This is a genomic window from Streptomyces sp. (genome assembly GCF_035644915.1).
In the GTDB taxonomy this organism is placed as follows: domain Bacteria; phylum Actinomycetota; class Actinomycetes; order Streptomycetales; family Streptomycetaceae; genus Streptomyces.
Genome location: NZ_DASQNP010000175.1, coordinates 12,298 through 25,175, shown reverse-complemented (window position 1 = coordinate 25,175; position 12,878 = coordinate 12,298). Strand labels below are relative to the sequence as shown.

Annotated in this window: 13 protein-coding genes; 7 read left to right on the top strand and 6 right to left on the bottom strand. The window is 75.1% G+C overall.

All coding sequences use genetic code 11. The features are described from left to right. Positions 1-337 precede the first annotated feature (337 nt). Complete coding sequence (locus VE546_RS19370; RefSeq protein ID WP_324924023.1) at positions 338-961, top strand: ATP-binding protein; 624 nt, start codon at positions 338-340, stop codon at positions 959-961. On the opposite strand, the gene VE546_RS19365 is transcribed toward VE546_RS19370, so the two are convergent. Beyond that, positions 948-1,187: a DUF397 domain-containing protein gene (locus tag VE546_RS19365; protein ID WP_324924077.1), complete on the bottom strand. Its 240-nt coding sequence runs from the start codon at positions 1,185-1,187 to the stop codon at positions 948-950. The two genes, VE546_RS19370 and VE546_RS19365, sit on opposite strands and share 14 nt — an antisense overlap. Before the next feature lie 262 nt (positions 1,188-1,449). Continuing rightward, positions 1,450-1,854: a metalloregulator ArsR/SmtB family transcription factor gene (locus VE546_RS19360; RefSeq protein ID WP_324924022.1), complete on the bottom strand. Its 405-nt coding sequence runs from the start codon at positions 1,852-1,854 to the stop codon at positions 1,450-1,452. 280 nt (positions 1,855-2,134) lie between these two features. Between VE546_RS19360 and VE546_RS19355 the strand changes: the two genes are divergently transcribed. After that, a complete protein-coding gene (locus tag VE546_RS19355) occupies positions 2,135-4,075 on the top strand; it encodes an ABC transporter ATP-binding protein (protein ID WP_324924020.1) in 1,941 nt (646 codons plus the stop codon). 169 nt (positions 4,076-4,244) lie between these two features. Continuing rightward, a complete protein-coding gene (locus tag VE546_RS19350; protein WP_324924019.1) occupies positions 4,245-5,273 on the top strand; it encodes a rod shape-determining protein in 1,029 nt (342 codons plus the stop codon). On the opposite strand, the gene VE546_RS19345 is transcribed toward VE546_RS19350, so the two are convergent. The 3 genes from VE546_RS19345 to VE546_RS19335 all read right to left on the bottom strand — a co-directional run bounded on the left by VE546_RS19345 (position 5,263) and on the right by VE546_RS19335 (position 7,699). Next, positions 5,263-6,096 (bottom strand): DUF4184 family protein, encoded by an 834-nt coding sequence (locus VE546_RS19345; RefSeq protein ID WP_324924017.1) that lies wholly within the window; start codon positions 6,094-6,096, stop codon positions 5,263-5,265. The two genes, VE546_RS19350 and VE546_RS19345, sit on opposite strands and share 11 nt — an antisense overlap. Before the next feature lie 79 nt (positions 6,097-6,175). After that, a complete protein-coding gene (locus VE546_RS19340; protein WP_324924016.1) occupies positions 6,176-6,862 on the bottom strand; it encodes an SRPBCC family protein in 687 nt (228 codons plus the stop codon). A gap of 225 nt (positions 6,863-7,087) precedes the next feature. Next, positions 7,088-7,699: an SRPBCC family protein gene (locus tag VE546_RS19335; RefSeq protein WP_324924014.1), complete on the bottom strand. Its 612-nt coding sequence runs from the start codon at positions 7,697-7,699 to the stop codon at positions 7,088-7,090. Between the two features lie 517 nt (positions 7,700-8,216). On the opposite strand from VE546_RS19335, the gene VE546_RS19330 reads away from it, so the two are divergent. The 4 genes from VE546_RS19330 to VE546_RS19315 all read left to right on the top strand — a co-directional run bounded on the left by VE546_RS19330 (position 8,217) and on the right by VE546_RS19315 (position 11,321). After that, positions 8,217-8,402, top strand: coding sequence for a hypothetical protein (locus VE546_RS19330; protein ID WP_324924012.1), 186 nt, complete (start codon positions 8,217-8,219; stop codon positions 8,400-8,402). A gap of 95 nt (positions 8,403-8,497) precedes the next feature. Beyond that, on the top strand, positions 8,498-9,286 hold the full coding sequence (locus VE546_RS19325) for a hypothetical protein (protein ID WP_324924011.1): 789 nt from the start codon (positions 8,498-8,500) through the stop codon (positions 9,284-9,286). Next, a complete protein-coding gene (locus VE546_RS19320; RefSeq protein ID WP_324924009.1) occupies positions 9,283-10,230 on the top strand; it encodes a DUF6895 family protein in 948 nt (315 codons plus the stop codon). Before VE546_RS19325 ends, VE546_RS19320 begins: the two co-directional genes overlap by 4 nt. After that, positions 10,227-11,321, top strand: coding sequence for a serine hydrolase domain-containing protein (locus VE546_RS19315; protein WP_324924007.1), 1,095 nt, complete (start codon positions 10,227-10,229; stop codon positions 11,319-11,321). Before VE546_RS19320 ends, VE546_RS19315 begins: the two co-directional genes overlap by 4 nt. 86 nt (positions 11,322-11,407) lie before the next feature. Here the strand turns inward: VE546_RS19315 and VE546_RS19310 are convergent, their stop codons facing one another. Continuing rightward, the gene (locus VE546_RS19310; protein ID WP_324924006.1) at positions 11,408-12,601 is read right to left on the bottom strand and encodes a Cmx/CmrA family chloramphenicol efflux MFS transporter; all 1,194 of its coding nucleotides are present in this window, start codon (positions 12,599-12,601) and stop codon (positions 11,408-11,410) included. Positions 12,602-12,878 lie beyond the last annotated feature (277 nt).

Here is a 12,878-nt window from a genome sequence, read left to right as displayed (position 1 = left end):
GATCCGCTCGCCCCGTTAACTCCGTTTTTCACCGGAAATGCTCCTGTTTTCGATCAGCTCTCCACCCCTGGCACAGAGGCAGTCTGCCACTAATGCGCTTCGTTGCGTGCCCGCGCGGTTACACACGATCGAAAGTCTCGCGTGCACGTGCATCTGCCCTTGCATCTGCTGTGGGCATTGGGAACCATGGGGAAAGCACAAGTGCACGCAGCGTCAGGGCACTTGGGCGCCCGCCCGATCCGACGAAGCAGCGCAACGAGCGGAACGCGAAACGGAGCACCACCGCTGACGGGGTCCGCCAGGGCCATGACCGCCGCAATGCCAGGAGTGCCTCGCCATGGGGACCAAAGGACCGACCGTGCTCGACCGGTTATGGCATGACTTTCCGCCGTTCGACCCCGACGCGCTCTCCGGTTCGGCCTCCTGCGCCCTGCCACCGCGGTACGAGGCGGTGAGGACCGCCCGCGAGTTCACCCGCACCGTCCTGCTGCGCTGGGGACTGGCCGGCCGTTTCGACACCGTGGCCCTGGTGGTCTCGGAGCTGGTGACCAACGCCCTGCGCCACGGCCTGTCCGGCGCCGTGCCCGGCGAGCTGGAGCCGCCGGTCCGCCTGCACCTGATGCACTGGTCCAACCGTCTGGTGTGCGCCGTGCGCGATCCCGGCAAGGATGCCCCCGTCGCCAGGACCCCCGACTTCACCGCCCTGGCCGACGCAGCCCTGGGCGATCCCGGGCCGGTGGACGCGGGCGGCGCGGACGGCAGGACCTGCGCGGACGGCGCGGAGGCCGACGGGGCGGACCTCTTCGACTGCGCGGCCGAGTCCGGCCGCGGGCTCTTCCTCGTGGAGTCCTTCAGCGACGCCTGGGGCTGGCAGCCGATGGACGACGGCCTGCCGGGAAAAGTCGTCTGGGCGCTGTTCCGGCTGAACCCCGGCCGCGGTACGGGCGTCAGTCCTGTATGAGGTGGTCGAACTCGCCGTCCTTGACGCCGAGCAGCATCGCCTCGACCTCGGCGGGGGTGTAGACCAGCGCGGGGCCGTCCGGATAGCGCGAGTTCCGTACGGCCACGTCACCTCCGGGGAGCTTGGCGAACTCCACGCACGCTCCCTGTGAGTTGCTGTGCCTGCTCTTCTGCCAGACGACCCCGTGGAGGTCCCTGGCTGCCATGCCGTTGTACACGTGGGGCATCGGACTCTCCCGGACGGTGCGGTCGGGTGCGGTCAGGGCTGGAGCGGTCAACTTTCCCGGATCATAACGCCGTTCACCTGCACTTGCACGTGAAGATGCACGTGCAAGACGGGCTGTCACGGCATCATGACAACGGGTCGGGAATCGTTTCTTCACCGGGGCGCCGCCCCGGACGGGCCGACCGGGAACGGCCGGCCGAACGCGCCGGAGACGGCGGGCGGGCGCCGCGCACGGATGGTGCGTCCGCGCCGCCCGCACCGTGTCACGCCCCGGTGTCGTCCCTCCCCCCGTCGAGGAGATCGCGCAGATCCCCCAGCGTCTCCCGCCAGAACCGCTCGTACGGGTTCAGCCAGTCCTGCACCTCGCTGAGCGGCCCGGCCTCCAGCCGGTAGTGCCGCTCCCGTCCCATGCGGCGCTCGCTGACCAGTCCGGCCTCGCGCAGCACCTTCAGGTGCTCCGAGAGGCTCGGACGCCGCATGTCGAAGTGGTCGGCCAGCCGCTGTACGGGCTGCGGTCCCTCCACGCGGAGCAGCCGCAGCACCTCGCGCCGGGTGCCGTTGGCGAGCGCGGCGAAGAGCCGGTCCTCACGGAGCCGGTCGCCGCGACGCCTCGTCTGACGGGGCCGGTCCTCGCGGAGCCGTTCCCCGGGTACGCCGATGGCAGTCATGTTCCCCCTAGAAAGCCCTCGGTGGGCGCGGAGAGGAGGGAATCCGGTGCCGTCGGTCAGGCGGCTCCGGCCGCTCGCAGTCCGCGTCGATATGGGTGGTCCCCCGAATGATCCCCCGACACCGCCCGTAGCGGAACCCTGTTCCGTGGGCCGGACGATCGCCCTCCGCACCGCCCGGCGGCATCCCCCGGCGCCCGGCGCGCCCTCGTCCGCCCTTGACCTCAAGTCGGCTTGAGCTCCTAGCGTCCGTACCACGACCCGGAACCGGAGGTGCTCGCCGATGAGCATGGAAGCCGCCGCGTGGAACGCGCTGTACCAGGCCCGTCACGCCCCGCAGGACGAGGACCAGCGCCCCTTCTCCCGCGCCACCCTGCGCCGCATCGCGGGCTTCGCCCGCCCGCACCGCGCGCCCCTGGCGCTCTTCCTGCTGCTCAGCACGGTCTCGGCGGTGCTGGCCGTGGCCACTCCGGTCCTCGCGGGCCAGGTGGTCGACGCGATCACCGGGGGCACGGCGGGCGGTGCGGCGGCCGGCACGGTCGGACGGCTGGCGGGGCTGATCGCGGCCATCGCCGTGGCCGAGGCCGCCGTCGGGCTGCTGGCCCGGTGGCTGTCGGCGCGGATCGGCGAGGGGCTGATCCTGGACCTGCGGACGGCCGTCTTCGACCACGTCCAGCGGATGCCCGTCGCCTTCTTCACCCGCACCCGCACCGGCGCGCTGGTCAGCCGGCTGAACAACGACGTCATCGGCGCCCAGCGGGCCTTCAGCAACACCCTCTCCGGAGTGGTCGCCAACACCGTCACGCTGCTGCTGACGCTGGCGGTCATGGTGCGGCTGTCCTGGCAGATCACCCTGCTCGCCCTGGTGCTGCTGCCGGTCTTCGTGCTGCCCGCGCGCCGCATGGGCGCCCGGCTGGCCCGGCTCTCGCGGGAGGCGGCGGCCCACAACGCGGCGATGAGCACCCAGATGACCGAGCGGTTCTCCGCCCCCGGCGCCACCCTGGTCAAGCTGTTCGGGCGTCCGGCGGAGGAGTCGGAGGAGTTCGCGGTGCGGGCCCGGCGCGTCCGCGACATCGGGGTGCGCACCGCCATGGTCCAGCACGTCTTCCTCACCTCCCTCACCGTGGTCTCCGCCCTGGCCCTGGCCCTGGTCTACGGGCTGGGCGGCTGGTTCGCGCTGCGCGGGAGCCTGGACGCCGGCTCGGTGGTGGCCCTCGCCCTGCTGCTCACCCGGCTCTACGCCCCGCTGACCGCCCTGGCCGGGGCGCGCGTGGAGGTGATGAGCGCCCTGGTCAGCTTCCAGCGCGTCTTCGAGGTGCTGGACCTCAGGCCCCTGATCGAGGAGCGGCCGGACGCCCGCGAGGTGCCCGACGGCCCGGTGGGGGTGGAGTTCGACCGCGTGGACTTCGCCTACCCGTCCGCCGAGAAGGTCTCCCTGGCCTCCCTGGAGGAGGTCGCCGTCCTCGACACCCGCGGCGGCGAACAGGTGCTGCACGAGGTGTCCTTCCGCGCCGAACCGGGGCGGATGGTGGCCCTGGTCGGCTCCTCCGGCGCGGGCAAGTCCACCATCGCCCAGCTCGTGCCGCGGCTGTACGACCCCGACGGCGGCACGGTGCGGATCGGCGGCGTCGACGTGCGGGAGCTGTCCTTCGCCTCCCTCCGCGCCACGCTGGGCATGGTCACCCAGGACGGCCACCTCTTCCACGACTCGATCCGCGCCAACCTGCTGTTCGCCCGCCCCGGGGCGAGCGAGGACGAGCTGTGGGACGTGCTGCGCCGCGCCCGGCTGGACGAGCTGGTCGCCGCGCTCCCCGACGGGCTGGACACCGTCGTCGGCGAGCGCGGCTACCGCCTCTCCGGCGGCGAGCGCCAGCGGCTGACCATCGCCCGGCTGCTGCTCGCCCGGCCCCGGGTGGTGATCCTCGACGAGGCCACCGCCCATCTGGACTCCACCTCCGAGGCGGCCGTGCAGGAGGCGCTGGCCGAGGCGCTGCACGGTCGTACGTCCGTGGTGATCGCCCACCGCCTGTCCACCGTCCGGGCCGCCGACCTGATCCTGGTGGTCGAGGACGGCCGGATCGTCGAACGCGGCACCCACGAGGAGCTGCTGGCGGCGGGCGGGCGTTACCGGGAGCTGTACCGCACCCAGTTCGACACGCAGTTCGACTCGCGGTTCGAGCAGGGCGGTGCGGAGGCCGCCGCGGCCGGGGCGCCCGCCGCCTGACCGCGCGTCACCTTCCCGGCGGTACGCGGTACTCGGCCCGGACGGCGCCCCGCGGCGGTCCTCGCCCGTCCGGATCAGTCCAGCGCGCGGGACCGCCGCGGGGCCCCCACGATGAGGACGGGGCCGCCGGGTGGGCGGCCCGCTCACGCCACCACGGGGAGATGCCGCTGTGACCGTCAGTCTTGAGCAACTGCGCCGCTGTTCCGTAGCCGTCGACCTCGGCGCGGCCAGGACCCGGGTCTACCTCAAACGGTTCGGCGTCATCGTGGACGCGCCGTCCGCCGTCGCCGTCAACACCCGCTCCGGAGCCCTGATCGCGGTCGGCGCCCCCGCCGAGCGGATGGTCGGCCGCACCCCCGAGCACATCCGGGTCGTCCGGCCGGTGTCCAACGGGACCGTGGTGGACATCGACATGGCCCGGCGGATGCTGCGCGCCCTGGTCGGGGACCGGCTGCGCCGGGCCTGGCGGCGCAAGCCGATGCTGCGTGCCGCCGTCTGCATCCCGCACGACGCCGAACCGCTGGTCCGGCGCGCCGCCGTGGAGACGCTCGCCGGGATGGGTGCGCGGCGGGTCGAGCTGGTGGACAGCCTGATCGCGGCGGCCGTCGGCTCCGGGCTGCCCGTGGAGGAGCCCGAGGCCACGATGATCGTGATGTGCGGCGCGGCCACCTCCCACGTCGCGGTGCTCTCCCTGGGATCGATCGTCGCCGCCGAGACGGTGCCGGTGGGCGGCGAGATCATCGACCGGGCCGTGGTCCAGCACCTGCGCAACCAGCACGAGCTGATGCTCCCCCACCAGGCCGTCCATCCCCTGCACCTGGCCATGTCCGTCGCCCCGCCCGAGCAGTCCGAGGCCGAGGTGTACGGCCGGGACGTGACCACCGGGATGTTCCGCACGGTGTGCGTCGACACCGACAGCGTGCGCGCCGCCATCCGTCCCCCGCTGACCGCGATGGTGGACGCCATCCGCAGCGTGCTGCGCCACTGCCAGCCCGACCTGGTCGCCGATCTGGCGGACCGCGGCATCATGCTGGTGGGCGGCAGCGCCCAGTTGCCGGGCCTGGACTCGATGCTGCGTCAGGCCACCGGAATGCCGGTGCACGTCGCCGAGCAGCCGGCCGTCTGCGCGGTGGAGGGCCTGGGCGCGATGCTGGAGGGGCGCGTACGGCTGCTCCACCGCGACCCGCTCACCCGCTGACGGGCCGGCGCGCACGGCGGCGCGCACACGCCGCCACCGCGTACACCACCAGCGCGTACGCCACCAGCGCCGGTGCCAGTCCGGCGCCCGCTCCGAACAGTGCGGTGGGCACGTAGCCCTCCAGGGGGATGGCCTCCGGCGTCGCCGCGGCCCGTCGCGCGCAGCGGTGCGCGGCACCCGCCACGGCCGCGCCGCCCAGCAGCGCCACCGCCCACAGCCGCCCGCGGACGGACAGCGCGGGCACCCCCTCCGGGGGCGGGGAGTCGGGCAGCCGCCGCCACGCCCGCCTCAGGAACAGGGCGATCACCACCAGGGCGAGGGCCGAACTCCCGTACTGGAGCTGGTGGTACAGCGGGCTGCCCAGCACCTCTTCGTCCAGCACCGGCACCCGCCTCACCACCCAGCCGTCCCAGTGGGTGAAGGAGTCCCAGACCACGTGGGTCGCCGCGCCCAGCACCGCCGAGAGCCAGCCCCGCAGCAGGAGCCCGGCGGTCGGACGGCCGCGCCGGGGGCGACCGCGGACGAGCGCGTACGCCCTCCCCCGCCACTCGCCGGGCAGCAGCGCCGACAGCGGCTCCCGCAGCAGCAGCCACGCCCCGACCAGCACCGCCGCGATCAACACGTCCACGGTGAGCACACCGGCCGCGGAGTGGGTGAAGTCGCCCCGCTCCATGGCGGCGGGAACCGCGCTGGCGGCGAAGTACGCCGTGTCCGGGGCGAACGTGCCGGCGACCAGCGCCGACGCCACCAGCGGCCCCCGTCCCGTCCCGTCCGCCCGCAGCACCGGCAGCACGGCGGCGGCGTGGCTGAGTGTGAACGGCAATCCATCCCCCCGGTGTCGGTCCCCCGCCGCACCCTAACCCGCCGTGCCCTCGGCCCCTCCCGCCCTCGGCCCCGCGCCCTCAGCCCCGCCGGAGACGGGGCGCCGAGGAGGTCAGCCGGGCGGGGCGGGGCAGCCGGAAGCGGCGCGCGGGCCACGGCCCCGGCACTCTCCAGCACGCCCCGGCGGGGCAGAAGCCCGGATGGGCGCTGATGTCGGGCCCGATGCCGGTGGTCCCCGCGACCGCCTCCACGGGGGCCCTGCCGGCCGATCCGCCGCCGGCCGCCTGCCGCGCCGCGACCGCGGCGGCCCCCGCCTCCGACTCCTCCGGCCGCCCGCAGCCGGTCAGCAGCTCGTACAGCAGTTGCGCGTCCACCGGCAGGTCCCGCCGCCAGCCGCACGCCACCACGGGCCACAGCAGCAGCATCGCCCCGGACAGGGCGCAGGTCACCATCACCTCCACCCGGCAGCCGGCCTCCCAGGGCCACAGCCGGAAGTCGAACCGCGGCACCTGCGTCCCCAGCGGCGTCCACATCCGCTGCCCGACGAACCCCACCCGCACCGGCGGCTCGTACACCGCCCGCGTCAGCCGGCACTCCCGCCGGCGCCCCGGAAACCGGTACCAGTACCCGTCCCCCTCCTCCGGCCCGTCCGGACGCACCGCCATCACCCCCGAGTGCCAGGAGGCCAGATTGCGGCCGTCCGCCAGGAAGTCGAACACCTCCCCGACCGGCAACGGTATGGACACGTACACCCGCACCTGCGGCATCCGGCACCTCCTGCCAGCGCAGCACCGGCCCCACGATCGACCTGGTACCGACGTCCCGTCCCTACACAGCCAGGCTGGAACCGCCCGCTGCCGCTGTCCTGCGCTCGTGAGCCGTTCGGGTTATCCCGCCCGGGAACGGCCCCGGACGGCCCGGCTGGGCGGCCGGTCCGCACGCGGCGGCGCCCCGCCCCCGAAAAGGGTGGGGGCGGGGCGCCGTACGGGTGGTCAGCCGTGCAGGACGGGGAGCCGGAAGCGGTGTACGGGCTGCGGCCGGGGCGGTGCGGCGGGCGCGGCACCGGCGGGGGCTCCCCCGGGGACGTCCACGGGCCCGCCGCCGGCCGCCCGCCGCGCCGCGACCGCGGCGGCCCCCTCCGGCCCCTCCGGCAGCTCACCGCCGGTCAGCAGCGCGTGGAGCAGTTCCACGTCCTCGGGCAGGTCCCGCCGCCAGCCGCACGCCACCACGGGCCACAGCAGCAGCATCGCCCCGGACAGGGCGCAGGTGACGCCCACCTCCACCCCGCAGGAGTCGCCCCGGGGCCACAGCCGGAAGTCGAACCGCGGCACCTGCGTCCCCAGCGGCGTCCACATCCGCTGCCCGACGAACCCCACCCGCACCGGCGGCTCGTACACCGCCCGCGTCAGCCGGCACTCCCGCCGGCGTCCGGGGAAGCGGTAGCGGTACGCGTGCCCGCCGGCGGGACCGTCACCGCCCGGCCCGTCCGGACGCACCGCCATCACCCCGGAGTGCCAGGAGGCCAGGTTGCGGCCGTCGGCCAGGAAGTCGAACACCTCCCCGGCCGGCAACGGTATGGACACATGCACCTGCACCTGCGGCATCCGGCACCTCCTGCGAACTGCGGGCACAGCACCGGCCGCACGGCCGGCCAGGCGTCCGCGTCCCGTCCGGGCGTGCCTCCTACACAGCCAGCGTGGTACCGCTCGCCTCCGCTGTCCTGTCCTCGTGAACCGTTCGGGTATCCCGGTTCCGGCCGTGTGAACGCGCGCCGGGACGGAAGGCGGCGGACGACCCGAACGGCCGAGGGGACGCGGCGGACCGCCGAAGGGCCCCGGCGCACCGGTCACCGGAAGCGCGCCGGACGAGCCCCACACCGCTGCTCCGCACGGGTGATTTCGGGAGGGGACCTCCCGGGTGCCGGGCCGGGTACGGCCGGCCGCCGGGAGACCGTCGTGCCACGTCAAACGGTCCTTTCCCGGGCGATACACAGGAATACGGATTTAGCAACCGTGACAAAACGACCGCATGCGGGCCAGAAAGGGCGTCCGTAGTGTCAAACGCGAAGCCGCTCGCCGAGCGGTGCACCGCACCGAGCATCAACCCTGAGGAGGAATTCCGATGCTCACTCACGCAACGACTGCCAGCATCCTCGCCCCGGCCGACCCCGCCGAGCGACTCGCGGTCACCGACCTGATGGCGGAGCGCGAGGCCCCGGTGAGCGACGCGCCGGTGTGGGCGCCGGAGGCGCTCGGCCTCCTGCTCGCCCTGGTCCTGCTCGCCCCGAAGGAGCCCCGGGAGAAGTGATCCCGTAGCCGCTTTCGGGACATGGGCAACGGAGAATCCAGCGGACGACACATAAGGCATGACATGACATACCTGATCAGAGAAGTAGGCCGCTGATGCCGCATCCGGACGGCTCGCCGCGCGCGGAGTACGCCGCGGCGGTGGAGAGTCTGGCCGGCCGTGTCCTCGGTGCCCTGCGGGGTGCCGGGGACACGGCGGTGGTGGCCACCCACGTGGAGAGCGCCCCGGACCCCAAGGCGGCCCTGGCCGCCGTACGGGTGCTGGGGCCCGACGTCTTCGCTCCCGCCCTCTTCGGCGGCACGCCCTTCGGCCCCGCCGACGCCCAGGCGGTGACCGAGTCCTTCCGGATCTTCCCGCCCGCACCGGACGCCACGGCCGAGACCGCGTGGCGCGACTGGACGACCGTCCGGCTCCTGGTCCGGCACGGCGGCGACGACGTCCCGGGCGTACCCGAACCGGCGACCGAGCCGGCGGCCGGGCCGAGGAGCACCGAGGCCGGTGCCGCGGACGCCTCCTGGCGGGAGTGGTCCCTGCGCATGGCGCAACTCTCCCCGCTCGCCCTGCCGGACGTCGACGGCCCCGTCCAGGCGGCGGCGCACCACCGGCCGCTCGCCCTCGCCCGGGGCACGGCCCGCGCGATGCTGCGCCGCGACTACCCCACCGCGGCCCGGCTGGCGCGCTGGGCCGCCTTCGCACGGCACCGCGGGGCGCGTACGGACCTCGACGTGGCGGCCGTGCTGCGGCACGTCGAACTGCACGGCGGCAGCGGCGCGCGCACCGCGCTGGACACCGCGATCGCCCGCCTCCTGCTGGAGGCGCCGCACCCGCCGCACCCGTCGGACCGGCCGGACCGGTCACCGAGGCCGGGAGGGCCGACCGCATGAGCACGTTCCCCGCGAACACCCCGGCACCGGCCCCCGCCCCCGTCCCCGTGTCGCGGTCGGCGCACCGGCTGGTCACCGGCGCCCTCGGCTGGCTGCGCCGCCACTGCGAACTGGGCACGCTGCCGCCCGGCACCACCGCGGACATGGCCGACCCGGACAGCGTCTACAAGCCCCTGGGCGAGACGGCCCTGGCCGCCTCCCTGGTGCTGCGCGAGGGCCTGGCCACCGAGCACGAGCGGAAGGCGGCCCGCGAGTTGCTCGACTTCGCCTGGTGGGAGCTGCGCGGCGGCGACATGCTCTACGAGCGGCAGTTGCGGCACCTGATGATGACCGACCCGCTGGAGCTGTACGCGCACTTCGTCCGCGCGGGCTACCGGCACCGGCGCATGGACGCGCTGATCGACCACCTGCGCTCGCTGGCCTCGGTGCGCGCCGCCGAGCAGATGCCCAACCGCCGGCTGGCGGTCGCCAACGCCGCGCGCCTGACGGGCCTCGGCGACGACGTCGACTGGTCGCGGCTCACCGACGCCACCTGGCTCGGCAGCACCCCCGAGCCGTGGGCCCTGGACTGGATGACGGCGTACTGCATGACGCACACCGTCTTCCACATCACCGACTGGGGCGCCCGGCCCGGGGACCTGCCGCCGCGCATCGAGGACTACCTGCGGCTGTGGCTGCCGGTGTGGCTGGAGGTGTGGCGGGAGATCCGGGAGTGGGACCTCGTCGCCGAACTGCTGATCGTCGACGCCTGCCTGAACGAGCCGCACTTCCCCGCGGACGTGTGGGAGGAACTGGCCTCCGTCCAGCACGAGGACGGCCTGGTGCCCCGGGACGGCGAGCCGGTCGAGGGGGACGCCGCCCAGCGGTTCCGCGACCACCACCACACCACCGTCGTCACGGCCGTGGCGGGCACGCTGGCCCTCTCCCGGGCGGGTGGCCGGTGACCGCCACCGCCGCCGGACCGGGCTCCGGACCGGGCACCCCGGCGGCCTCCGCGCTCGGCGGCCTGCTGGAGACGGTCGCCGCCGCCGCGCCCGGCCCGGCGGTGGCGGTCGTGGCGGTACGGGCGGGCGGGCCCGCGCTGCTGTGCCGGGGCGCCGACCTCGCCACCCGCTTCGAACTGGGCTCGGTGACCAAGACGTTCACCGCCCTGCTGCTGGCCGAGATGGCGGCCCGGGGCGAGGTCCGCCACGACGACCCGATCGGCGCCCACCTCCCCGCCTCCGCCGTGCCCCGGGGGCACGGCGACCGGATCACCCTGACGCACCTGGCCACCCACACCGCGGGCCTGCCCCGGCTGCCGCCGGGCCTCCTCCGCCTGGCACTCCCCCGCTGGTACACCAACCCGTACGGGGCCTTCACCGCCGGCCACCTGCTGCGCGCGCTCCCCCGCACCCGGGTGCGCCGCCCGCCGGGCACCCGGGTGCACTACTCCAACTTCGGCGTCGGGCTGCTGGGCCACCTGCTGGCCGAGGCCGCCGGCGCCGACTACGCGGACGTGCTCGCCGCCCGCGTGCTGGAGCCGCTGGGCCTGACCGACACCACCTGCGACCCCTCGCTCCCGCAGGCCACCGGCCGGCTGCGTGGCCGTCCCCGCCCGCCCTGGCGCATCCCTGGCCTGCCCGGCGCGGGCGCGCTGCGCTCCAGCGCCCGCGACCTCGGACGCTATCTGGAGGCCCTGCTCTCCCCTCCGGACGACCTCGGCGACCCGCTGCGCACCGCGCTGCACGACGTCGTCCGGCCGCGCGTCACCGAGCCCGGCGGCGACCGCATGTGCCTGGCGTGGAAGCTGCGCACGCTGCCCGCGCACGGCGGCGGCACCCACGACCTGCTGTTCCACTCCGGCGGTACGCGCGGCTTCACCTCCTTCGTCGGCTTCTCCCCCACCGCCCGCACCGCCCTGGCGGCCCTCACCAACAGCGGCCCCACCCTGCGCGGCACGTTCATCCGCACCGCGTACCGCGTCCTGCGGGAGGCGACGGTCGAGACGCCCTCGTGCCGGCCGGCCCCCCACCGCCCGCCCGGCGGCCGGTAGCCGGGCGGGCGCACCGGCCCCGGCCCGTGGGCGGGAACCGCCGGCGCGGTCCCGGGGGGCACGGGCCGGGACGCGGCTCCTGGGCACTACGGGCAGGGGCTCACCTGCCGCCGGGCCGCCCGCCGGGCCGCGCCGGCGGTGGCACCGGCGGTGGCGAACGCGAGGGCCACCAGCAGCGCGCTGACCCACAGCGGGGAGCGGTAGCCGAGCCCCGCGCCGATCGCGGCACCGCCGATCCAGGGACCGGCCGCGGCGCCCACGTTCAGCGCGGCCGTGGCGAACGCGCCTCCCAGGGTCGGCGCTCCGGTCGCCGCGTAGAGCGCCCGCGCGATCAGGGTGGACCCGACGGCGAACGACAGGGCCCCCTGGACGGGGACGAGCACCATCGCCGCCACCGGGCTCCCGGCCGTCACCGCGAACACGGCCCAGCCGGTGAGCAGGGCCGTCCCACCGGTCACCAGGAGCGGTACGGGCCGCGTGTCGGCCATCCGGCCGCCGACGGTGATGCCGGCGAACGCCCCCAGGCCGAAGAGCGCCAGCACGGCGGGCACCCACGCGGCCCCGATCCCGGAGACGGTGGTGACCAGCGGCGCGAGGTAGGTGAACGTGCAGAACGTCGCGCCGTTCACGAGGGCGCCCAGCAGCAGCGTCACCGCGAGCCGCGGTTCGCGCAGCGCGCGCAGTTCCCCGCGCACGCCCTTGTCGGTCCCGGCGGCGGGGCCGGGGGCGCCGGCCGGTGCGGCCGGTACCGATCGCACGATCGCGACGACGGCCGGCGCCGACACCAGGGCCACCGCCCAGAACGCCGAGCGCCATCCCCACAGTTGGCCGAGCAGCGCGCCGGCGGGGACGCCCACGACGCAGGCGAGGGTGGTGCCGGCGAGGAGGACGGAGGTGGCGCGCCCCTTGGCGTTCGGCGCGACCATTCCGGTCGCGGTCACCAGGGCCACCGCCAGGAACCCGGCGTTGGCCAGCGCCGCGACGACCCGGGTGGCCAGCAGCACCTCGTAGCTGGTGGTGACCGCGCCGAGGACGTGGACGAGGAGGAAGACGACCAGGAAGACCAGGAGCGAGCGGCGCTGCGACCAGCGCCGGCTCAGGACCGCCATCAGCGGCGCGCCGACGATCATCCCCACCGCGAAGGCCGAGGTCAGCGACCCCGCGGCCGGAATGGACACGTGCAGGTCGGGGGCGATGTCCGGCACGAGGCCGGAGAGCATGAACTCGGACGTCCCCTGGGCGAAGACCGCCAGTCCGAGCATGTAGAGGGCAAGAGGCACAGTGAGACTCCGTGAGGCTCCGCAACCGCGTCTGGGATCGGAAAGCAGCGGTGGACCACGGCAGCGCCCGCCCGCGACAGCGTCGGAGGACGACCGTCCGAGGAGGCGGGGAGCGCGGTCACCGCGCGGCGGACCTCGCCGGCGTCACGACGGTGACGCGCGGACGAGGCCGGAACAACCCGTACGACGGCGATCCGGTGGCGGTGGTGCGAGCGCGGCCGACAGCTCCCGCGGCCTCAGGCGGCCGGGGAGTTCGGGCGCGGCGATCTCAGGCGGC